The 22,850-nt window shown below is 62.2% G+C and carries 20 protein-coding genes; 4 read left to right on the forward strand and 16 right to left on the reverse strand.

The window, feature by feature from the left end; genetic code table 11:
• Position 1: 1 nt before the first annotated feature.
• From BWP39_RS15540 to BWP39_RS15565, 7 genes are all read right to left on the reverse strand, one after another.
• Positions 2-490 carry a c-type cytochrome gene (locus BWP39_RS15540; protein WP_096721575.1) on the reverse strand — a complete coding sequence of 163 codons (489 nt, stop codon included), beginning with the start codon at positions 488-490 and terminating at the stop codon, positions 2-4.
• On the reverse strand, positions 487-1,035 hold the full coding sequence (locus BWP39_RS15545) for a methylamine dehydrogenase light chain (RefSeq protein WP_096721577.1): 549 nt from the start codon (positions 1,033-1,035) through the stop codon (positions 487-489). The genes BWP39_RS15540 and BWP39_RS15545 overlap by 4 nt, the downstream gene beginning before the upstream one ends.
• Before the next feature lie 20 nt (positions 1,036-1,055).
• Positions 1,056-1,688, reverse strand: coding sequence for a methylamine dehydrogenase accessory protein MauD (gene mauD / locus BWP39_RS15550; RefSeq protein WP_096722631.1), 633 nt, complete (start codon positions 1,686-1,688; stop codon positions 1,056-1,058).
• The gene (locus tag BWP39_RS31740) at positions 1,688-1,858 is read right to left on the reverse strand and encodes a hypothetical protein (RefSeq protein WP_157915148.1); all 171 of its coding nucleotides are present in this window, start codon (positions 1,856-1,858) and stop codon (positions 1,688-1,690) included. The genes mauD and BWP39_RS31740 overlap by 1 nt, the downstream gene beginning before the upstream one ends.
• A gap of 2 nt (positions 1,859-1,860) precedes the next feature.
• The gene (locus BWP39_RS15555) at positions 1,861-2,418 is read right to left on the reverse strand and encodes a MauE/DoxX family redox-associated membrane protein (RefSeq protein WP_096721579.1); all 558 of its coding nucleotides are present in this window, start codon (positions 2,416-2,418) and stop codon (positions 1,861-1,863) included.
• A 62-nt stretch (positions 2,419-2,480) separates the two neighbouring features.
• Entirely contained in the window at positions 2,481-3,635 is a 1,155-nt protein-coding gene (locus BWP39_RS15560) for an amine dehydrogenase large subunit (protein ID WP_207556833.1), read from the reverse strand.
• Between the two features lie 145 nt (positions 3,636-3,780).
• The gene (locus BWP39_RS15565; RefSeq protein WP_096721581.1) at positions 3,781-4,239 is read right to left on the reverse strand and encodes a tautomerase family protein; all 459 of its coding nucleotides are present in this window, start codon (positions 4,237-4,239) and stop codon (positions 3,781-3,783) included.
• Positions 4,240-4,332: 93 nt separating this feature from the next.
• Here BWP39_RS15565 and BWP39_RS15570 point away from each other — a divergent pair, with 93 nt between their 5' ends.
• On the forward strand, positions 4,333-5,313 hold the full coding sequence (locus BWP39_RS15570) for a GlxA family transcriptional regulator (RefSeq protein WP_096721583.1): 981 nt from the start codon (positions 4,333-4,335) through the stop codon (positions 5,311-5,313).
• A gap of 1 nt (position 5,314) precedes the next feature.
• On the opposite strand, the gene BWP39_RS15575 is transcribed toward BWP39_RS15570, so the two are convergent.
• Positions 5,315-6,232, reverse strand: a complete 918-nt coding sequence (locus BWP39_RS15575) for a LysR substrate-binding domain-containing protein (protein WP_096721585.1) — start codon at positions 6,230-6,232, stop codon at positions 5,315-5,317.
• A gap of 121 nt (positions 6,233-6,353) precedes the next feature.
• On the opposite strand from BWP39_RS15575, the gene BWP39_RS15580 reads away from it, so the two are divergent.
• A complete protein-coding gene (locus BWP39_RS15580) occupies positions 6,354-7,436 on the forward strand; it encodes a tartrate dehydrogenase (protein ID WP_096721587.1) in 1,083 nt (360 codons plus the stop codon).
• Positions 7,437-7,468: 32 nt separating this feature from the next.
• Here the strand turns inward: BWP39_RS15580 and BWP39_RS15585 are convergent, their stop codons facing one another.
• From BWP39_RS15585 to BWP39_RS15610, 6 genes are all read right to left on the reverse strand, one after another.
• Complete coding sequence (locus BWP39_RS15585) at positions 7,469-7,819, reverse strand: cupredoxin domain-containing protein (protein WP_096721589.1); 351 nt, start codon at positions 7,817-7,819, stop codon at positions 7,469-7,471.
• A gap of 36 nt (positions 7,820-7,855) precedes the next feature.
• A complete protein-coding gene (locus BWP39_RS15590; RefSeq protein WP_096721591.1) occupies positions 7,856-8,800 on the reverse strand; it encodes a metallophosphoesterase family protein in 945 nt (314 codons plus the stop codon).
• A 106-nt stretch (positions 8,801-8,906) separates the two neighbouring features.
• Positions 8,907-9,716: an anti-sigma factor family protein gene (locus BWP39_RS15595; protein ID WP_207556834.1), complete on the reverse strand. Its 810-nt coding sequence runs from the start codon at positions 9,714-9,716 to the stop codon at positions 8,907-8,909.
• Complete coding sequence (locus BWP39_RS15600; RefSeq protein ID WP_096721595.1) at positions 9,713-10,252, reverse strand: sigma-70 family RNA polymerase sigma factor; 540 nt, start codon at positions 10,250-10,252, stop codon at positions 9,713-9,715. Before BWP39_RS15600 ends, BWP39_RS15595 begins: the two co-directional genes overlap by 4 nt.
• Before the next feature lie 123 nt (positions 10,253-10,375).
• A complete protein-coding gene (aspA, locus tag BWP39_RS15605; RefSeq protein WP_096721597.1) occupies positions 10,376-11,854 on the reverse strand; it encodes an aspartate ammonia-lyase in 1,479 nt (492 codons plus the stop codon).
• A 216-nt stretch (positions 11,855-12,070) separates the two neighbouring features.
• A complete protein-coding gene (locus tag BWP39_RS15610; RefSeq protein WP_096721599.1) occupies positions 12,071-12,583 on the reverse strand; it encodes a DinB family protein in 513 nt (170 codons plus the stop codon).
• 233 nt (positions 12,584-12,816) lie between these two features.
• Here BWP39_RS15610 and BWP39_RS15615 point away from each other — a divergent pair, with 233 nt between their 5' ends.
• Both BWP39_RS15615 and BWP39_RS15620 read left to right on the forward strand, forming a co-directional pair.
• Positions 12,817-13,008, forward strand: coding sequence for a hypothetical protein (locus BWP39_RS15615; RefSeq protein WP_096721601.1), 192 nt, complete (start codon positions 12,817-12,819; stop codon positions 13,006-13,008).
• Between the two features lie 2 nt (positions 13,009-13,010).
• Positions 13,011-13,262: a DUF1488 family protein gene (locus tag BWP39_RS15620; protein ID WP_207556835.1), complete on the forward strand. Its 252-nt coding sequence runs from the start codon at positions 13,011-13,013 to the stop codon at positions 13,260-13,262.
• A gap of 46 nt (positions 13,263-13,308) precedes the next feature.
• Here the strand turns inward: BWP39_RS15620 and BWP39_RS15625 are convergent, their stop codons facing one another.
• A complete protein-coding gene (locus tag BWP39_RS15625) occupies positions 13,309-13,692 on the reverse strand; it encodes a hypothetical protein (RefSeq protein WP_133116881.1) in 384 nt (127 codons plus the stop codon).
• A gap of 144 nt (positions 13,693-13,836) precedes the next feature.
• A complete protein-coding gene (locus BWP39_RS15630; protein WP_096721607.1) occupies positions 13,837-22,443 on the reverse strand; it encodes a GH36-type glycosyl hydrolase domain-containing protein in 8,607 nt (2,868 codons plus the stop codon).
• Positions 22,444-22,850: the final 407 nt, after the last annotated feature.

The following is a 22,850-nucleotide window of genomic DNA, read 5'->3' on the forward strand; positions in this document are numbered from 1 at the left end:
GCTACATCCCCAGCGTAGGCAACAACGCGTTGCGCCGCTGCCGCACCTGCTCGCCGTCGAGCGCTTCCGCATGCAATGCATGCACGTCCTCAGGACGCAGCGGCAGTGCCTTGCTGCCCTTCTTCGCGGCAAGATCGAACGCGACGTAGTTCAGCACGTTCGCAATGTCCGCATCGCTCAAGCTCGCAAACGACGGCATGCGAAAGTTGTAGTGCTTCGCACCGACAGCGACATCGCCGTACATGCCGTTGAGCAGGGTCTGGATCAGTTGCTTGCGGCCCGGTGCGACCGTGATGTAACGCGCGGGATAGTCGGTCAGCGGCGGCGCCAGGCCGTCCACGCCGCGGCCGTCTGCCTGATGGCAGACCGCACAGCGCGCAGCGAAGATCGTCTTGCCGAGATCGTTCATCTGCTGCGCGTGAAGCGCCTGCATGGGCCCGGCTGCGCAGGCGACGACCAGCGCGGTGAGCGTCGTGTTCCACCCCTTCATTTCTGTGCCACTCCAAGGATGTAGGACACGGAACACACGTACGTCGACACCGGGTTCGCCATGCACCAGTTGATATCGTTGTCGAGCGACAGCTTGTAGAGCGGCTTCTCGCCTTCGTTGCGACTGCACAGGCAGTGTCCGCAACTGGTCGTGCCGCAGCAGTCGTTGTACGAGACCATGTAGTCGCGACCATCGTTGGGATTGCGACAGGTGCCGATCCACGTGATCGGCGATGGCGTGCTGCCGGGCGGACAACTGGTCGACGTGCCGCCGCAGCAACTGCATAACCAGCCGTCGACAGCGCAGTATTTCCAGTAGTCGCAGCTCTTCGGATCGTTGACGCCGGCGGCTAACGCACCTGAAGCACCCGATGCACCAGAAGCAGCGGCCGGCGTCTGTGCATTGGCGACACGGTCGTACGGCAACAGCGGCAAAGCCGCAGCCCCCGCAACCGCACGCCCGAGACGCGCCAATGCGCCACGGCGTGAGCTGCGCTGCGCGACGTTGCGCGCCGATTGAACGAACATTGCATCAAACCATTTCATCGCGGCTCCTCGCGTTGTGATCACCAGGCTTGCGCGGCGGACTGCCGCTGCTTGCCGGAATATTCCTGAATCGATGCGACACCTTGCTCCCTCGCTTCGAACAGGCTTTCGAGGTGTTCGCGCGTATTCACCAGTCCCTTCGCGCGCACAGTGCCGAATTCGTCGAGCAGCACCGCGTACGGCAGCTTGCCGATCTGATACGTCTGTCCGAGCTCCTGCGACAACACATAGGGCACCGGATTAACCGCCGATTCGAGACCGGCACGCCGATAGAACGCGCTGTGTTCGCTGCGCTCACCATCGCTTGCGAGCACGACGCGATACGGCTGACGTTCGTTCGCGATGATCGACGGCAGAAGCGGCAGCAACTTCTTGCAGATCGGGCAGGTCGGCGACAGGAAGAACAGCAGCGTGCCGCGCCCCGCTTCGTCGAGACCGCCGATCTTCACCGGACGCTCCCGCAGATCGAACAGTTCGAACATCGGCGCGAGGCTGCCGACGGCCGGCCCCTTGTCGATCACGAGCGCGCCGACCGGCATCAGACGTTCGTACAGCACGCCGATTTGCCGCGCGAGCGCGAGACACAGCGCAACCAGAGCCGCAGTCGCGACCCACAACACCAGATTCGAAATCAGCAGTGCGTTCAACATGATCATGTCCGAGGTTTTTTGGGTTTCGATACGTTCGATAGCCACAGATCGACGACAAAGCAGACGCTCAAAACAAGCAATACGGAAAAGAACACGGTGAGGTGGTTCACGAGGAACAGTGCAGCAATCGCCATCCACAGCACGAGGCTAAAAACCAGTACGACGCTCAACATGGTCACGTCCTGAGATTCTTGAGCTTCGGTGCATTCGCGAGCAGCAGGTCGACGACGTAGTACGCACCGACGATAAACAGCACGGCGAAAAACACCGTCGCGTAGTCGAGCACGAATACCTGGCGCGCCGTTACCGGCTGCAGCGCTGGCCACAGCAACACGGCCAGCGCGGCCACGCGACCGACGTGCCAGTAACCGATACCGCTCGATGCCGCTTCGGATGGCGTTTCGACAAAGCCACCGCAACCGCAGTCGATTGCATCGTTGCCGCGCAGCAGGTTGACCAGCAACGCGATTGCAAAAACACCGAGCAGGCATTCCAGACCGAGCGCGGCAAACGGGCGCATCGGCACATACAGCAAGCCCAGTGCAAACACGGCTTCCAGAACCGGGACGACAGGCGCCGCATAAGGCATCAACCGCGCAGGCACGAGCCGGTAGGCGCCGAATGCCGCGGTGAAGGCCGTGAGGCTGCGAAACTTCGTTAGTGCCGACAGAAAGAAAACGATTGCGCCGGCCGCCACGCTGATGTGGCGCAACACGGGATCGAGAGCAAACATGAGTTCTCCGGTGACAGACTTGCGTGCCGTTCAGATTCGAACGGCACGATGGCGTGTAGCGGCTAGTAAGCGGCCATCACGTCGAAGCTTTCGCCGAGCTGCTTTTCGTTCTGCAAAAGCTTGCCGCTCGCCGCATCGAGCACGATCAGGTCGGCTCCACCGGTGCCGTACACGACGGGCTTGTCGTCCTGCGATACCTGGATCGACGTGATCGGTTCGACCTTCAGCGCGGCGAGGTTCCAGCGCGCGATGCGCGTACGCCGTGCGAGGTCGTAGACCCAGATCTCCGTGCCGGGGTCCTTGTGCGAACCGTCGACGCCTTGATGCATTGCCACGTAGATACGCCCGGTCTTCTCCTGCAGCGCGAACGGTTGATTGCCGCCAGGCCGCCAGCCCGCGGCGCGCTCCGGTTCGCTTAACAAGCTCCACGGTGGCCCGAACTGCCCCGCACCCTTCGAGAAATCCGCCGTGCGGATCATGCCGTGATGCGACAGGAACACGTACCTGTCGCCGAGGCGTTGTGCATTGACATACAGCGGGTCTTTGTCGACGTCGATGAATGCGTCGCTTTGCTGGCGCGAGATTTCCTTACCGGCATCGTTAAGCGTAAAGGTCAACGCGCGGCCGCTTTCGCACAGCGCGGTGACACGACGATTGCCCGACGGATAGGACAACACGCAGCCCGCCGTATCGATCTCGCCGGCGACTTTCCGATGCTGTAGATCCACCACCGTGATCGACGTCGCCGGCGTGATGTTGGATACGTAAGCAAACTTGCCGTCGCGACTCACCGACGTATCGAAGCTCGCAGTAACGACCTGAACGTGCTTCGGCGGAAGCACGACTTCGGCGATTTTTTCGAAGCTGTTGTTGTCGGTAATCTCGAGCACATCGGTGCGATCGCCGCGTGTGCCGCGCGACAGATAGCTCGTCGCGACATAGCTGTAGCGACGATCCGGCGATGCAGCAAGACCTGGCCAGGAGCCCGCGCCGACCTGCGCGACGATCTTCTTGTGATCGGCGTCGTAGATCACGAGCCGGGCATCGATCATGTGGCTGTTGGCGGCGTCGACCAGATAGAGCCAATGCGGCCCGGGCTTCGGAACCGGTTCGATGCTGAGCGTTTCGGTCTTCAGGGGCGGCGCGGCAACGCTTGCCGCAGACGCTCCCAGCGCGACCAACGTCGCCGCCATTCGCCAGACGCCACCTTGATTCATCACCACTCCCATGCGTAGAAATCGTGCGGATCGCTTGAATGCAGCGATCTCGCACCACCTTCTTTTCGATAAAGGAAATCTCGCAGGAAGCTTAGGCGGACGGCCTGTCCCGGCACTATCCGATTTCGACGGGAATGTGTAACAGCTACGCGTCGCGCATCGTGTGCTGCAAATGCGCGTAACCCGCGGCGCGCGCGAAATCGGCAAACGTCCACACCACACCGCTTGCGCCCCATGCACCGTCGGCCACGTCGTGCAAGACAACCGAGGTTTCCAGGCGGCGCGTCTCATCCGCCGGCAGCGACTGCCTGAACGCGGTATGCACAAGCTCGACATAACGGCTACGTGCAGCGTCATCGAGCACACCCGCAGGCACATAGACCAGCGCCACGCACGGCAGAAACTGCGCCGTCACATCGATTCCTCCGCAACTCCAGTTGCCGGCTTCGACTTCTTCGATCAACACCCAGCACAGAAACCGCTTCGCCGGATCGGCCGGAATCTGTTCCGCCGATGCCGCTGCGTCGCTAATCCCCGCAGCAAGCGCCGCGCGACTCGAGCCAGCAAACGAACCCCGCGGAATCTTCACAAAAATGTTTGGCATATCGATACGCAAGTGAACAGAAAGCTTGTATTGAAGTGTTTTTAGCGTCAAAATCACAGTGTCTGATTCAACTTTTTTAGGGCTTAATCCGACATGTTTGATTTTACGGTTCTCGTCCTGGAAGATGCCTATCCCAGCAGCGTCACGATCACGCTCGACGTCCTCAGTGCGGCCACGGGGCTGGCGGCGCAAGCGGGTGTCGTGGCACCGCGATGGCGCTTGTGTTCGGTCGATGGTGGGTCGGTTCAACTGCAGACTGGCTTGACGGTGGAGACATCCCGATTGCCGGTGCGCTCAAGAGAAGACCGGTCGATATGGGTCGTGCCGGGTCTCGGCGTCAGTCCAGCGGCGTCGCTCACGCAGCGACTCGAATACGAAGATGCGGTGCGCGCAATCAAGGCGCTCGCGCGGCATGCGAAGGCCGGCGGACATGTCGCCGCTTCGTGTTCGGCGGTGTTTCTGTTGAACGCAGCGGGCTTGCTGCAGGGTCGGCGGGCGACCACGTCGTGGTGGCTCGCGCCGTTGTTGAAAAGAATGGGACCGGACTGCGCGGTCGATGCCGACCGGATGGTGTGTGCGGACGGCCCGGTCGTCACGGCCGGCGCCGCATTCGCGCAGACCGACCTGATGCTGCATCTGATCCGCGAGCGCTGCGGCAATGCGCTCGCGGATATCGTGTCGCGCATGCTGCTAATCGATGGACGCCAGGCTCAGGCGCCGTTCATCGTGCCGGAAGTCATGGCTAACGGAAACGATCTGGTGGCGCGGCTGGCAGCGCGCGTCGAATGTGCGCTGCCGCATCCAACCGCTGTGACGGCGTTGGCGCAGGAGTTCTGCATGTCGGAGCGTACGCTGTCGCGGCACGTTCGCCGGGCAACGGGAAAGAGCACGCTCGCGCTGGTGCAAAGCGTGCGGATGCGTCGGGCGCGGGTTCTGCTGGAGACCAGTCGCATGACGGTCGAACAGGTCGCCGAAGCGGTGGGCTACCGCGATTCGACGGCGCTGCGACGTTTGATGAAACGCGTGTCGGGTGCGAATCCTGGCCGATATCGGCCGGCAGTCGCGGCGCCCTAATTCAGACGGCGGCGGTGCCCGGCTGCGCAAATTCCTCGCTCAGAAAATCGACGCACACCCGTACCTTCGCCGACTGCGCGAGCCGCGCCGGATACACGGCCCACAGGTTCGCCGGTTGCGTGACGTCGGGCAGCACCTGCTGCAACTGGCCGCTCTCGAGCAGCGGCCGCACATCCCACATCGAGCGCAGCACGATGCCGCGTCCCGCCAGTGCCCATTGCACGGCCACCTCGCCGTGATTGGTCGACAGCGGCCCAGTGACCTTGACCGATATCACTTCGCCGCGCACCGTCAAACGCCACAAACCAAACGGATGGTCGCGCTCCTTGATCGCGAGACACGCATGCGACGACAGATCGGCGAGCTGTTTCGGCGCACCGTGCTGCGCCAGATAATCGGGCGACGCGCACAAAACCCGATGATTCGACGCGAGCCGCTTCGCGATCAGATGCGACGCGATGTCGTCGCCGATGCGGATATCGAGGTCGAAGCCTTCACCGCCTACGTCAACGAGCCGGTCGAACAGATCGAGCCGCACGTTGAGCTGCGGAAACTGCTCCGAGAAACGCGCCAGCGCGGGCGCAATGAACCGCCTGCCGAAACCGAAACTGCTGGAGATGCGCAACTTGCCGGCCGGAATGCGGCGCGTGGTGGAGACGTCCTCGACGAGATGCTCGACGTCGTCGAGTATCTTTTCCGCCCATGCGTAGACACGTTCGCCGGCTTCGGTAATCGCAACCCTCCGCGTGGAACGATGTAGCAGCCGTGTGCCGAGCGTCGCCTCGAGCACGTTGATTCGCTTGCTGACGTATGCGGCCGACACCGATAACGCTTCGGCTGCCGCGCTAAAACTCGACTTGCGCGCCACTTCACAAAACACGCGCAAATCGCCGAGATCGGGTGACGGGACGGCATTCATGGCTCGCCTCTTTGTACACGATTCGTGCACAGTGACTTAACTGAAGCCGCCATTTTAAGATCAAAGAGAAGGAATAGACTAGCCGCTGTCAGACCCACGAAGACTCGCGGAGGAACAGGACATGGCGAACAAGTACCAGATTGCGGTGATCCCCGGCGACGGCATCGGTGTCGAGGTGATGCCCGAAGCACTCAGGACACTGGATGCGGTAGGCAAGCGTTTCGGCATCGATTTCGAATACCGGCACATCGAGTGGGCGAGCTGCGCGTATTACGCGAAGCACGGCCAGATGATGCCGCACGACTGGAAGGCCCAACTGCAATCCGCCGATGCGATCCTGTTCGGCGCAGTCGGCTGGCCCGACACGGTGCCGGACCACATCTCGCTGTGGGGCTCGCTGCTCAAGTTCCGTCGCGAATTCGACCAGTACATCAACCTGCGGCCTGCCCGTCTTTTCGCTGGTGTCCCTTCGCCGCTCGCGGGCCGCAAGGCGGGCGACATCGACTTCTGGATCGTGCGCGAGAACACCGAAGGCGAATATTCGTCGGTGGGCGGTGTGATGTTCGAAGGCACCGAGCGCGAATTCGTGCTGCAGGAATCCATCTTCACGCGGCACGGCAGCGAGCGCGTGTTGAAGTTCGCATTCGATCTCGCTCAACGGCGTGAACGCAAGAAGATCACCGTTGCAACGAAGAGCAACGGCATCGCCATCAGCATGCCGTGGTGGGACAAGTGTGCAGCGGGCATCGCCGCGCAGTATCCCGACGTGACGTGGGACAAGCAGCACATCGATATTCTCTGCGCGCGTTTCGTGCTGAACCCCGATCGCTTCGACGTCGTCGTGGCGACCAATCTGTTCGGCGACATCCTGTCGGATCTCGGGCCAGCCTGTACCGGCACGATCGGGCTCGCGCCGTCAGCCAACATGAATCCGGACAGGAAGTTTCCTTCGCTGTTCGAGCCGGTGCACGGATCGGCGCCCGATATCGCGGGCAAGAACATCGCTAATCCGATTGCGATGATCTGGTCCGCGGCGATGATGCTCGACTTTCTCGGCAATCACGCGGGCAAGGAGCGCGAGGCGCACGATGCGATTCTGGCGGCTATCGAGGCAACGCTGATCGAAGGACCGCATACCGGTGACCTCGGCGGCAACGCGAGTACCACGGATGTCGGTCAGGCGATCGCGGCGAAACTGGCTTAGGCAGAAGGGCGGCGCACCTCGCAAGGCACGCCCTATTCCACCGTAATCGTTGCCTTCATGTTCGGATGGATGCCGCAAAATATCTTGTAGGTACCCGGCTTGTCGAACTTGAATTGATAGGTGTCGTTCTGATCGAGCGCACCGGAGCGGAACAAGCCGCTGTCGTTCACAACCGTGTGCGGTTCGCCATCGAGGTTTTTCCACGTGACGGTCGAACCCGCCTTGACGGTCAACGACATCGGCATAAACATGAAATTCTTGATGACGACCGCACTGGGTTCTGCGGCTCGTGCGATGGAAATGGAAGCGCCCATGGAAGCAGCGCTAAACAGCACGGCGCCGAGCGCGGCGATAACGGCGCGGCGAGAAAGTATCATTGGCATGATGCAAGTCCTGGCTAAATAAACGTATCGACTCGTTCAGACGAGTGTCGTATCGGTAAGCGTCGCCGCAAGCGGATGTTGTGCGACGCTGATGCGGGTCACACCGAGCATGTGCGGCAGGCGATCGCCCGGCACCGTCAACGGCATCGGTCCGGGCCCTTCGCCCGCTGCCGGTTGCGGATAAGCCGTAGAACGCGCGGTATGGAACGTGATATTGCCTTCCACTTTCGACACGATCTGGTGAATATGACCGTTGAGAACGGTCACTGAACCGAACCGCTTCAGATAGCCCATCGCCTGACCCGCATCGCCTGTTCCCCAACCCCATGGCTCATAGATCGTCCACATCGGCATGTGTGCGAAGACGACGATCGGTGTGCTCGACGAGCGCCCCTTCAGATCGCTTTCCAGCCACGCAAGTTGATCGTCGCCAAGCCCGCCTAAGCCATTCGGCTTGAAATGCATCACGTTGACGAGCGCGATGAAGTGCACGCCTTGATGATCAAAGCTGTAATAGCCCTTGTTGTCCGATGCCTGGCCGAAGCGCTTGAAGTACTCGGTACCGGGCCCATCGGTCACGTCGTGTTCGCCCGGCACCGTATGCAGCTCGGTGATATTCAGGCCCGACAGCAGTTGGGCAGCGAGATCGAATTCGGCGGCCTTCGACAGATGCGTGATGTCGCCGGTGTGGATCGTCAGCGCGGGTTTGACGGGCATCGCGTTGACGAGATCGATCGTTTGTTTAAGCGTGCCCGCGACGTCGGGATTGGCTTCCTTGTTAAAACCGATATGGGTGTCGCTGATCTGCAGGAACAGCGGCACGCCTGAATCGGCTGACGCGCTTTTCTCGCTCGCGGCAAGCGCAAGATCGATCGGCGCAAGCACGCCGCCGGCGAGAACGAACAACGTGCCCATGCCACCGAAGGCCAGGCATTTCAAAGCGCCGCGGCGCGACGGATCGACAGGAGGATGTGACGGCATAGCGACCTCACGATGACAGTGCGAGCAGTGAGCCGCAGGATCATCCTGCGGGCCGCTCGACCGGGTTCATGAAGTAGACCGGCACGTCGTGAGTTTTATTCCGCGTTCAGGACGCAGGATGTGCAAGCAGATCCGTAACGAAGCCATTCAACTCGGCTTCGCCGGCATCGGTGATCGCCCAGTAGTTCATGCCAGCGGTCGTCCAGTGTGCGAGGTGATAGCCCTGTCGTTCGACGATACGCGGCGGCGTGGCGCTCGCATCTTTGCCTGGCCAGACGTAAAGATTGATCGGATGCAGCTTGTAGCGATAGACCATCACGGCGACCGAGCGCCCATCGAGGTAATCCAGCCGCCCGCCGATCAACGGATACCCTTGCTGCACGAGATCGACCACCGGCGGCGCATAGTCGAGCTTGCCGTCGAACCACGGCTTGACCGTGTGCTTGTCGGTTGAAATTACGTCGGACAGGTGATCGAACTGCAGCGAGCGAATATGGCTATCGACGAGTTCCTGAGTCAGACGCGTTTCGCTCGACGGCACCGACAGGTAGAGCCCCGCGCTCCACGTTAGCGCGACCGCGCTCAACACCATCGCACCGACCGGTGCCCAGCCCGGCACGCCGCCGCTACCGCCACCGCCGAACCATCCACCCACCCGCTCGCCCAGCCGCTGCCAGAGCGGGCGCGGCCGGGGCAACGGCAATGCCGCTTCGATACGCTTCAGCAGTTCCGCCGGCGCATCCACTCGCAAGTCCGCCTGCTTGAGCTGCGCACTTACCTGGCGGTGCTGCTCATAAACGCGCTGGCACTCTTCGCAGCCAGCAAGATGACGCTCGAACGCGAGCGCCTCGGACAGGCTCAGTTCCTGATCGATATAGGCCGGCAATAATTCGAATGCGTGTTCGTGATCCATCATGCCTCCCGATCCGTCGGGGCGAGCAGCGCCGCGAGTTGCTGGCGTCCGCGCCCAAGGCGAGACATCACCGTGCCCATCGGAATCCCCACGATGGTCGCGATTTCCTTGTACGACAGCTCTTCCAGCTCGCGCAGCACGATCACCTCCCGGTATTCCAGCCGCAGGGCGCGCAGCGCGTAGTGCACCCGTTTCTGGCTTTGACTGCGGATCAACATCGCCTCCGGACTACTGTCGGATTCGGCGGCGGATGTCTCGACGCTATGCAGGTCTTCCTCGAAACTGGTCGTCTGCGCCGCATGCCCCCGGTTCTGCTGATGCCAGGTGTAGAAAGTGTTGCGCACAATGCTCAACAGCCACGCGCGCGCGTCGTCGCCGCGAAATCCGTCGAAAAAACGAAACGCGCGCAGGTACGCCTCCTGGACCACGTCCTGGGCATCCTGGTCGTTATGCGTCAGCCAACGCGCGACGTTGAAGGCCGAATTCATATGCGGCAGGACCAGTGCCGCGAAGCGTTGCGCGATGATTGGATCGGCCATTGAAGAACCCTTCAGTAACCTTTAATTCCGGGACCGATGCCTATAAGACTGCCGACGGGTCGTTTTTATTCCCGGATGGCGCGTTCATCAGTCTGAGAGCCGTGCCAGCGCCGCCTCGTACTGTCAGTCGGCGGGTAGGCCCGGTGCGCCGGCCGGTTCATCGGCGGTGCTCAGCTTCGGCACCACCGCTTTCGCGGCATAGACGCGCGGGCGCACCAGTTCCTCGGGACGCAAGGCATCGTCGAGTTCGCTCTCGGTCATCAGCTTTCTCGCCAGCACGACTTCGCGGACCGTGGTGCCGTTCGCGTGTGCCTCGGAAGCAACCGAGGTGGCGTTCTTGTAGCCGATGTACGGGTTGAGCGCGGTGGCGAGGGCGATCGAACGTTCGATGGTTTCGCGCAGACGCTCGGGGTTCGCCGTGATGCCTTTCACGCAACGCTCGGCGAGCGTCGTGCAGCCATTCGTCAGATGCTTGAAACTGCGGAACAGGCTCACCGCGATCATTGGCTCGAATGCATTGAGCTGCAACTGGCCCGCTTCCGCCGCAAACGTGATCGCGACGTCGCTACCGAACACCTCGAACGCAATCTGGTTGACGACTTCGGGGATGACCGGATTCACCTTGCCGGGCATGATCGACGAACCGGCCTGCATCGGCGGCAGGTTGATTTCACCAAAGCCGGCGCGTGGACCGCTCGATAGCAGACGAAGGTCGTTGCAGGTTTTGGATAGCTTCACGGCGATCCGCTTCAGCACGCCGGAAATCTGCACGAACGCGCCGCAATCCTGAGTCGCTTCGATCAGGTTCGGGGCCGTGGACAGTTCGAGCCCGGTAATCCGGTTCAGCGCGATGAGCGCTTTGCCCGCGTATTCGGGGTGCGCGGTAATGCCCGTGCCGATCGCCGTGGCGCCCAGATTGATTTCGCGGATCAGCGCGGAAGTCTCACCGAGCCGCGCCATGTCCTCATCGAGCATCACCACATAGGTTGAGAACTCCTGGCCGAGCGTCATCGGCACCGCATCCTGCAACTGCGTGCGCCCGAGCTTCAGCAGCCCGGCGAATTCTTCGGCTTTTTCCGCGAAAGCGTCGCGCAATATCTTCATCGCGCCGAGCAGACGTTCGATTGCGAAGCAGGTAGCAATGCGTAGCGCGGTCGGGTAGACGTCGTTGGTGCTTTGCGCGAGATTGACGTGTTCGTTCGGATGCAGGTACGTGTAATCGCCACGATGGTGGCCGAGGATTTCGAGCGCGCGGTTGCAGATCACTTCGTTCGCGTTCATGTTCGTCGACGTGCCAGCACCGCCCTGAATCATGTCGACGACGAACTGGTCGTGCAGCTTGCCTTGGCGCACTTCGACGCATGCGGCAACGATGCCGTCGCGCAACGCCGGATCGAGCAGGCCGAGTTCCACGTTAGCCTCGGCGGCTGCCTGCTTGACGGATGCAAGCGCGTTCACCAGCTCAGGGTACGCCGCGATCGTCACACCCGATATCTGGAAGTTTTCGACGGCTCTCAACGTGTGCACGCCGTAGTAGGCCTCTTGCGGTATCTGCCGCTCTCCCAGCAGATCATATTCGACACGAAAATTCGGGGTATTCATGGCGCGATTTCCTTGAGTGGCTGGAGCGGCAAGGGGCAATGAAGCAGCTGACCGGCCCGCCTGCGATCCTTTCGAATGGCATGCAATGAAACCTGCACGCATCGGCATCTTGCGTGCAGATCCTGTCGGTCATCATAGCCGCAGCCAATCTAAACGGGCGATTGAAATCGGAACGCCCATCCACCGAAGAATGCGGTGCAGCCAGGGCACCCGCGCTTACGTCGAAATCTGCGGAACGTCGCGCAGAAACACGGGAAGATCGTTAGACGCCAGCGAAACACCTGCCTCGAACATCAGCGTGCTGACGAAACCACGGTGATAGGTACCGTGATTCACGACATGCAGGATCATTTCGTCGCGCGTCATGACGCCCTCGCCGCCACCGATAAAGTTGAAGTGAATCGGTCGATCGAGATCTTCAGCCGACAACCCGTCGGCGTAATCGATGTACCACTGGTCCAGTGTGCGGACCGCGCGCCACAGTTCGTCGAGCGGCGGGTGTTCGCGTGTATTGCGGGCCGTATAACCGTGCTCGCGTCCCTGAAGATGAGCCTGAAACACGTCGTCTATGACGTAGACGTGGTTGAGCGTGTGCACGATGTTGCCGAAGCGGGTGTTCCGTTGCTTGATCGCTTCTTCGTACGGCAGTTCGCTCACTGCGGAGAAGATGAGGTCGTTGGCCCATGCTTTGTAGCGGGTCAACATGCGGATGGTTCTTGTCGTGGTCATGGGTCACTTCCATCGCGTGAGTCGGACGGTCGGGCATCGTACACAACCGTCCGGTATTGATAGGGGCACGTCGAGACAGCTATTTTGCCCGACGTGACAACCGGCCGACAGATACAACTGGCGCAGAAACTACCGGGTCAGTGTCAGGTAATAAAAGACGGGGACACCGCCCGAAGGGTATACAGTGGGGCATGGTAGGCTGCATCTCGTGACCTCCTGCTCCGGTACCCAACATGCAATTAAAGTCAAAACCAGCCACGGCGATTACCGGCGGCGAAAGCGCATATACGCGCGAACGCAAGACCCACGCCCTTGTCCTCGAAACCGCAGATGCATTGCGAGAAGAACAAAGACGCGCCGATTTTGCCTCTATCGATTCGAAAGCGAGTAAATGGCGTTATTCAGTGCCATCAACGAAAGCCTGATCGTGGCGCTCGAATTCCCCAATCCCAGCCGCAGTTACGATGCCTCCAGGCATTGCGTGTGTTTCTGGGGATATGACAATTCGCGCGAAATTACCTTCCAGGTTGACGATGCGATGCTGAGGAACCTGCAACCTGACACGGGTTCCGACGAGCGCTCGATACTCGGCACATTCGACCAGTTTCGCGAAAAGCTCCTCGACATCGCGAGGAAGCGCTATGTGAGCGGTCCGCAGAACCGGTACTCGCTTTCCTGAGAGGCAGGCTGCAATGCCGAGCCGCAGGTTGACGGCATTCGAGCCGTCATGCCTCAAAGCGTTCCCATGTGAACCGTTCGCTCATCACATGCACCACCAGGTTATCAATCGGCATTGAGTCAACCGAGCCGCACCACGCGGCTGGATACGCCTGTTGCAACTTCCCTGCCTCGTATAGAGCCGCCCAGTCCTCGTGGGTGATGCGCGCTTTTCGCCGCAACACCTCGCCGGCGTACAGGCGCTTGATGTCACATCCGTAGCGCACGAGCCCTTCGCCCTCCGCGTAGGTTTCTCGCATCGTCAGGCGGCGCACCGGTTGTCCGGCCTCATGGCATGCCTTGCCCGCGGTTTGCTCCCAGTGTTGGTTTCGCGAGAACCAGAGTACGGGCTCGTCGGTCGATTCATTTCCAATGCGGCCTGGGACCAGCATTCCACTCGCCGTGATGGACCGCAATTTCCGGCCCGTTGTGTAGTGCCACGCCAACATTGTTTTCCCTGATTCAAAACTCCGGCGCCGGACAGATCGTCCAGCGCCTCGATAAGCGCAACGCGTACAGCCAGTCAGCGTCGATCGTCACACCACCTGTTCGTCATGATCGACGTCCTCGCTTGCTGCAAGGCGCAGCGAAATCAGGAGCGTGTGCGAACCCGCATCCAGCGGCACGCGTACGCATCCTTCCTTGCAATCGACGCGTGCGCCGTCGAGTACCGCATGCATCACACTGTGCCCAGCCGCAGAGTCGACGCGAATGTCATACCGTGTCGAGTGCACATTCACTGTCGCTGCAAATCCGGGCCACGTGTCCGGAATACACGGGTCGATGACCAGCGCATCCCCCTCGCGACGAATGCCCAGAATGCCTTCGACGCCCGCGCGATACATCCATCCCGCAGACCCCGTGTACCAGGTCCAGCCACCGCGCCCGACATGCGGTGCCACGGAATAAACATCGGCGGCAACGACATAAGGTTCGACCTTGTAGCGCTCGACCTCGATCGCCGTGCGCGCATGATTGACGGGATTAACCAGTGAAAACAGCGCGGCGGCCTTGTTGCCATCGCGTAGCTTTGCAAACGCGAGGATCGCCCACATCGCCGCGTGGCTATACTGCCCGCCGTTTTCGCGCAGCCCCGGTGGATATCCCTTGATATAGCCGGGATCGTGCGCGGTTCTATCGAAGGGCGGTTTGAACAGCAACGCAAGCCCGTCGTCACGGCGGATCAAATGCTTTTCCAGCGAGTCCATCGCCAGCACCGCGCGCGCCGGATCGGCCGCGCCCGACAGCACCGCCCACGATTGCGCGATCGAATCGATCTGACACTCCTCGCTTTGCTTCGAGCCGAGCCACGTGCCATCGTCGAACGTCGCGCGGCGATACCACTCGCCGTCCCATGCATCGCGTTCCAATGCCTTGCGCACCGACGCAGCATGAGTCCGCCAACGCCTGGCACGCGCAATACACGCTGCATCGCGCGACTCGGCCAGTGGTGCAAACAGCTCGATGGTGCGCAACAGTAGCCACGCGAGCCAGACGCTTTCTCCTTTGCCGTTCGCACCGACGCGATTCATCCCGTCGTTCCAGTCGCCGGTGCCCATCAATGGCAAACCGTGTGCGCCGGTCAGTTCGATGCATTGATCGAGTCCACGCGCACAGTGTTCAAACAGCGACGCCGATTCGTCCGCGACCAGCGGCTGAAAAAATGCGTCGTGCTCACCGGGCTGTAACTGCGGTCCATCAAGGAACGGCACATTCTCATCGAGGATCGCTATGTCGCCGGCGCAGCTAACATAGGTCGCCGTTGCGTACGCGAGCCACACGCGGTCATCGGAAATCCGTGTACGCACGCCTTGTCCCGACTGCGGCAGCCACCAATGCTGAAAATCGCCTTCGACGAACTGGCGCGCCGCGGTGCGCAGCAAATGCCGCCGCGCCTCGTCCGGCTGCACGTGCGTCAGCGCCATGCCGTCCTGCAACTGATCGCGAAAGCCATAGGCGCCGCTCGCCTGATAGAACGCCGAGCGCGCCCAGATACGGCACGCGAGCGTCTGATACAGCAGCCAGCCGTTTAGCATCAGGTCCATCGCGCGATCGGGGGTCCTCACCTGGACGGCGCCGAGCACGCTCTGCCAGTGGTTCGTCACCTCCGCGAGGACCGCATCGAGATCGGCCTTGCGATAACGCGCGATCAATGCCCGCACCGCTTCGACGGAAGCGCATTGCCCAACGAACGACACCACTTCGATAGCCTCACCCACCCCCAGTTCGATCACACCCTGCAACGCTGCACAGGGATCGAGGCCCGCGCCGGTCGCGCCGGATAGCGGCGTCTTGCCGGTCAGCGCGGCGGGCGCAGACGTGCGACCGTTGCGGCCGAGAAACTCGGTACGGTCCGCGGTCCATGCAGTCTGCCTGCCACCAAGATCGGCAAACGCGACGCGCCCCGCGAACCCGGTGCTCCATGGATTGCGCGCCAGCATCGCACCGGTAGCGGTGTCGATTTCCGTCACGACGAACGGTCCCGACGCGCCGCGTGATGTGCCGAGCACCCATTCCAGCCATGCCGTCACGGACAGTCGGCGCGGTGTCCCGGACAGATTGCGCAAGGTCAGCCGGGAAATCTTCAGCGGGTCGGCAAGCGGCACGTATTGCAGCAAGTCGAGCGCGATGCCGTTGACCTCGTGTTCGAAGCGGCTATAGCCGTGCCCGTGACGCGCAATGTAGGTCCCGCTGTCGCGGATCGGCAGCGCGGTCGCGCTCCACACCTCGCCGGTCACTTCGTCGCGGACATAGAGGGCTTCGCCGACGGGGTCTTCGACCGGATCGTTCGACCACGGCGTGAGCTGGTTCTCGCGGCTGTTTTCAGCCCACGTGTAACCACTGCCTTCCGCGGCGACCTGAAAACCGAAGCCGGGATTGGCAATCACATTGATCCACGGTGCGGGCGTCGTCGCGCCCGCCGCCAGCACCGTCACGTATTCCACGCCGTTTTTATCGAAACCGCCAAGACCGTTGAAAAACTCGAGCTTCGCTGGAATCAGCGAAGGCACACGCGGCTGACGAATCGGTGCGGGCCATAGCGACGACATCGGTGGCTTCTGCCGGCGTAACGCCGACGGCTTGCCCTGCGATTGCGGCAAGCGCGCGAGCTGGTCGGCAATCGACCCGCGCCGCGCGACCAGCGCGACACGCGCAACCGACTGCAGCAACGCACGCGCCTCGACGCTCATCAAATCGGCGCGCAGCGTATACACCGTTCCCTGCGCGAGTTCTTCGCCGAAATGCGGCCGCGACTGGCTACTGCGCACCGCGGTTTCGATTGCACCCTGCAACTCCTGAATGTACGAAGACGCGCGCTCGTTGATGATCACGAGATCGACACCGAGCCGCTTCATGCGCCAATACTCGTGGGCCCGCAACAGCTGCCGAACCTGCGCGATATCTTCGACGTCGTCGATACGCAGCAGCACGATCGGCAGATCGCCGGAGATCGCGTGCGGCCACAAGCCCGATTGCGCACCGGCCCCGCGAACGATCGTGTCCGACGGTGCCCTGAAACGCGCATCGGCATAAATGAGCGGTGCGGCGAGGCGCTGGAAGTCCGCCGCCTCTTCGGCCTCGACATCGAGATGTCGTAGCTGCACCTGCGCTTGCGTCCACGCGAGCGTTTTGGCGCGACCGAATGCGTTGCGGTCGTGGTGCTTGTCGATCATATCGAGCAACTGCGCTCGCGACTCGGCCACCACGGTCCAGAACGTGACGCGCGCGACCTTGCCCGGTGGCACCAGTACGCGATATCGGAGCGCAAACACCGGATCGAGTACGGTACCCGCGCTGTTGCTCAACGGCCGATCGCCGAGAATCGCGTCCGCCGTGCCCGCGTTGCGGCCCCGCCCCAGAAAGCGCGCACGATCCGATTCATATTGCGGATCGGCCGCGATCTCACCGTCGACTACCGCGAAATGCGCGGCCCACATCTGCTTTTCGTCATGCGAACGCGGCCGACGTGTTGCCACCAGCGCACCGAATTCGGCGAGGTGCTCGGTCTGAACGAACATCCGTGAGAAGGCGGGATGCGCGTTGTCGGCGGCGGGCGTCGCCAGCACGATTTCGGCGTAGGACGTCAGCTCGATCTCACGTACCCGGCGTCCACTGTTCGCGAGCGACACGCGGCGCACTTCGCCGTCCGCTTCGCCGGAAACCAGTACATCCATCGTGGTGGTTAGCGAGCCATCGCGACGGATGAACTCCGCGTGATCCTCGCCGAACACGACTTCTTCATATTCCGCTTCGCTGTCCACCGGCTGCGCGCCCGCCGACCACACCTGACCACTGCGCGCATCTCGCAGGAAGATGAACGAGCCCCAGTCGTCGCGGGTCGCGTCTTCGCGCCAGCGCGTGACGGCCGTGTCACGCCAGCGGCTGTAGCCGGCGCCGGTTGCCGTCAGCATCACAGCGTAGCGACCATTCGACAGCAGATGCGTCACCGGTGCGCCATCGGCCTCGGCGGGTGCGACGATGCGCCGGACCGTGGGCGGCACGGCGCCCGCTTCAACCGCGGATGTGCTCACTTCCTCGGCACGCGGTTGCGCAACGGCGACATTGCGCGGCATGCGCTCCTGCAACAGCAGTTCGCTCGCCTGGATCATCGGTTCGCGATGAAAACGCGCGCGCATCTGCGCGTCGAGTAGCGTGTTCGCAATCGAGACGATCGTCATACCCTGGTGATGCGCCATGAAATTGCGCACGATCGCCACGGTCTCGTTGTCGGGCAGCCGCGAACGCGTGAAATCGAGTGCTTCGTAAAAGCCGTAGCGCCCCAGCGCGCCTAGCTCGGCTAGTTGCGCATAGTTCTGCCGCGCAGCCTGCGGATCGACCATCGCTGCAAGCCCCGTTGCATACGGCGCGATCACGAGATTCTCCGAAAGACCGCGCTTGAGACCCAGACCCGGCACGCCGAAATTCGAGTACTGGTAGGTGAATTCCATGTCGCGGGCGTTGTAAGCCGACTCCGAAATTCCCCACGGAATACCGAGCGACCGCCCATACGACGCCTGCCGCTCCACTACCAGACGGCTCGTCTGTTCGAGCAGGCTACCGACCGGCGCACGCATCACGAGCGACGGCATCAGGTATTCGAACATCGATCCCGACCACGAGATCAGCGCCGAGCCGTTGCCAACCGGCGTCGCAGAGCGACCGAGACGGAACCAGTGGCGCGTCGTGACGTCGCCCTTCGCGATGGCAAAGAGGCTCGCGAGCCGTGCTTCGGAGGCCAGCAGGTCATAGCAATTGGGATCGAGGCTGTTGTCGGACTGCGAATAGCCGATCGACAGTAGTTTGCGTTCCGGATCGAGCAGAAACGCGAAGTCCATGCCGAGTGCCATGGCACGCGACGCGTCGGCGAGCGACTTCAAACGCGCTTGCAAAAGCTCGGGTGCATCGGCGGATTGTTGCCGGTCGCGACCATGCTCGACGGTGCTCTTTCTCAATGCATCGATCCAGAACAGCAGATCGGCGGCACTATCGTCGGCACTGGCCGGCACGATGTCGCGCGCGGCCTTCGCGGCTTTTTCCGTCAACCGGGCCAGCGATGGCGATAGCGTTTCGAGCGTCTGTGAACCCTGCAAGTGCGCTTCGATTTCGTCGAAGCACGCTGTGATCAGCCTGCCACGCTCGCCGCTTGCGGCCAGCAGCACATCGACGGCTTCGCGCGCGAGTTGCAGGTTATCCATCATCCCGGACCGCGCGGCCGGCGCAAGCGGCGCATCCCGCCATTCTTCGCAGGCGTTGGCGAGAACGATTAAATGACCCGCCAGATTGCCGCTATCCACCGACGAAACATACGCCGGCGCCAATGCCTTGAGATCGAGCGTCCCGTACCAGTTATAGAAATGTCCCTTGAAACGCGACAGTTTCTCCATCGATGCGAACGCCGCTTCGAGGCGCTCGACGGTTTCGGTCGTACCGGACCAGCCAAAATCGCGCGCGGCAACCGCCGACAGAAGATAAAGACCGAGATTGGTGGGCGAGGTCCGATGAGCGACCACCGGCTTGGGATCTTCCTGAAAATTATCGGGCGGCAGCATGTTTTCAGCCGGCGTGACAAAAGTCTCGAAGAAGCGCCACGTGCGCCGCGCAATCAGACGCAGGTCACGCGTGTCCGGGTCCGACATCGTGAAGTGCCGCGCGACGCCCGGCGAGCGGCTCGTCCACAACGCCAGCGCCGGTGCGGCAAGCCATAGCACTGCAAATGGCAACACGAGCGGCCAATGCGACGGCACGAGCACGAGTGCCCCGACCGATAACGCAAGCCCAAGTACGACGCCCCCCGTCATCTGCCGATAAAAACCACGCAGATCGAGGCGCGGACTGCCGCTCGACTGCGCAGCCGTTGTCCATTCGAGCAGGCGGCGATGCGTCACGAACAGCCGAGTCAAGGTCCGAACGATCGCGTCACCCATACGCCACGCGTGGTCGGCGAGGAATACGACCGATAGAAAAGTTTGCAGCGCGGCAAGCCGTACATCGGCGGCCAGCACGCGAACGTGATTACCCAGACGGATGCCGGTACGCCGCGGCACGATCGCGAAGAGCGTCGGCAGGAAGGCGGGAATCGCCAGCGCGCCTAGCACCAGCAGCGCGCCCATCATCGCGGCGCGAATCGGCATCAACCAGCACAACGCGAGTGCGGCAATCATCGACGGCGCGAGTAACGAACGGCGCAAATTGTCGAGCATTTTGAGGCGGCCGATTGCCGGCATGGCATGCCGGTCCCGACCGCGATGTCCGACGATCCATGGCAGCAACTGCCAGTCGCCACGCGTCCAGCGGTGCTGCCGCCTGGCGGTCACGTCATAGCGCGACGGCACTTCCTCGACGACTTCGACATCCGATGCGAGGCCCGCGCGCGCAAACACGCCTTCGAACAGATCGTGACTGAGCAACGCGTTTTCCGGAACGCGGTCGCGTAAAGCGGCTTCGAATGCATCGACGTCGTAGATGCCTTTGCCGGTAAACGAACCTTCGCCGAACAGATCCTGATAAACGTCGGACACGGCTGCTGCGTAAGGATCCATCCCGCCCGGGCCGGAGAAGACGCGCTGATACAGCGAACCTTCCTGTCCGACCGGCAACGATGGCGTGACACGCGGCTGGAGAATCGCGTAGCCATCGACGACGCGTTGCTCGGCTTCACTGAATTTCGGCCGGTTCAACGGATGGGCCATCTTGCCGATCAGGCGCAACGCCGCGTCTCGTGGCAGGCGCGTGTCGGCGTCCAGCGTAATCACATAACGCACGCCTGATGGCACCTGGGGTGCTCGACCGGCGATCGACTGGAACGTTGTATCGGTTGCACCGCGCAGCAAACGATTCAGTTCGTGCAGTTTGCCGCGCTTGCGCTCCCAGCCCATCCATGTGTTCTCGCTCGCGTTGAAGACGCGGCGACGGTGTAGCAGCAGAAAACGCGCACCGTTCGGGCCCGGCTCGTAACGGCGGTTTAACGCCTCGATCGCATCGGCGGCGACGGCCAGCAGATGCGCGTCACCGGCTACCTCTTCCTGATCCGCATCAAGGCCATCTACCAGCAATGCGAATGACAGGTCCCCGCCCGCACCGGCCAGATGATGCACTTCCAGACGTTCGATCTGCTCGCGCAGGTCGGCTTCGCTCGTCAGCAGCGTCGGCACGGCGACCAGGGTACGCAGCGACGACGGCACGCCTGCGGCCAGTTCAAGACCCGGCAACGTGATCGCGCCAAAACTCCACGTGATCGTGCGGTTGATCAGCGCAGTCGCGATCTCAGTAGCAGGCAGAAATCCGCACAGGGCAAACAGCAGAAACACATCGACATCGAGACCTCTCGGTGCGAGCGACCCGAGTCCCCACAACACCAGCGCCAGCAAGGTCGTGGCGAGCGTGAGAATCTCGCCGACATAACCGCTCGCACCGAGACGGACATTGAATCGCGTGATACGCAAACGCGACGGCGGACGGAACCCGATCGCCTGTTCGAGCGCGCCACGGCCCTCGGCGATCAGGTGGTAACCGGGATCGCTGGCTCGCTCCGTATGCGCGGCATCGTCTGTCGCGCCGGCGGCTGCTTGCGCTGAGTGCAGCGCAAGATCGGTGACTTCGAGTTCAGTGAGGTGTGAACCACGCGCCAGTTGCTCGATCGCGCTGCGATACAGATTGCGGGTCGGAAAATCCATTGCACCGAAAGCACTGCCGGCACGCAAGCGGGCGTCGACCAGACTCACGCTCTCAAGCAAATCGGCCCAGTCGATGTCGGAAATCAGCCGCATGCTGGTAATCACATTGCGCACGGTGACGTTCGATGCGCCCTGACGCTGCTGTGCGTGCCGCACGACTTCATCGACGCTCGCGCCCTGGAGCTTGAGCCGCTCTTCCAGCCAACCGAGCGCGGGGGTCGTGCGCGGATCCTGGTCGCGCAACCGCTTGGCAAGTTGCGCGGCGAACAGTTCCGAGAGCAGGCCCGACGAACGCGTGGAGATGTCCGCTTCGAGCGCCGAGCGCGCGCTACCCGATTCGAGTAGACGGTCGGTCAGCGCGTCGGCGTCTGCGCGTGCGCTGCGACCGACGGTAATCTGATCGGTCAGACGGCGCAGGTTTTCGATCAGGACGATGCGCAATGTGATCGCAACGGCCCACAACTCACCGATCGTCAGCGGCTGGACCCGTTGATACGCATCGATGAAACGCCGCAGGATCTGCGGATCCAGATGGCTGTCGGTATGGGCGACGAACGCCCACGCGAGGCCGAATACGCGTGGATAGCCGGCAAACGGGCCGGTCGCGAGCTTGGGCAACTGCCGGTAGTAACCGTGCGGCAGGTCATCGCGGATTTCGCGGATCTGTTCTTCGACGAGGTGATAGTTGTCGAGCAGCCATTCGGCGGCGGGCACGACGCCGCGGCCACTCTCGAGTTCTGCGGCGCTCGCGCGGTAGGCCGCGAGCAGGACCGCGCTGTTGTCGTTAAGCCGCGTGTGCAGCGATAGCACGACGGGCGGCTTCTTCGTCACGGGTTGCGCGGCAGCGAGACTCTGCGCGTGTTGCTCGAGCCGCTCGACGCCGAACAGTTCCTCTCGCACTGGAGCGGTGTCGGTCCACGGCGGCGACACGAAGCGACGCCGCGTGACGTAGCGAAGCAGCGCGTTCACAGACGCCTTTGTTGCGACGTTCGCGCTAGCGGCAGATTGAACGCGTCGCGGTAGCGTGCGTCGGACATCGTCGCTGCATCGCCGTACTGTTCATCGGAGTGGGACATGATCGGTTCTTCCTTCGCAGCGGCCGGCTTACGTGTGTCGTATGTCGCGTAAGTGGGCGCCTGCGGGCTGGGGTGGGTCCGACGAATGCGGAGGTATCACGCAACTTCGTGAGGACGAGGGAGCAGGCACGCGTGGCTTCTGCCGGCGTGCTCAGCCATGACGCGATGCAACTGCTGACGCAGTTGCGGATCGCCAGTGCATCGAAACATCGCGCTGGGACGATGTGGATAGCGGAGAGCGTCGGTACACCGTCATGCGCTAACGGTTAGCGGCCGTCTAGCGGTGTACGAAAACGGCGG

This window comes from Paraburkholderia acidicola (genome assembly GCF_002362315.1).
In the GTDB taxonomy this organism is placed as follows: Bacteria; Pseudomonadota; Gammaproteobacteria; order Burkholderiales; family Burkholderiaceae; genus Paraburkholderia; species Paraburkholderia acidicola.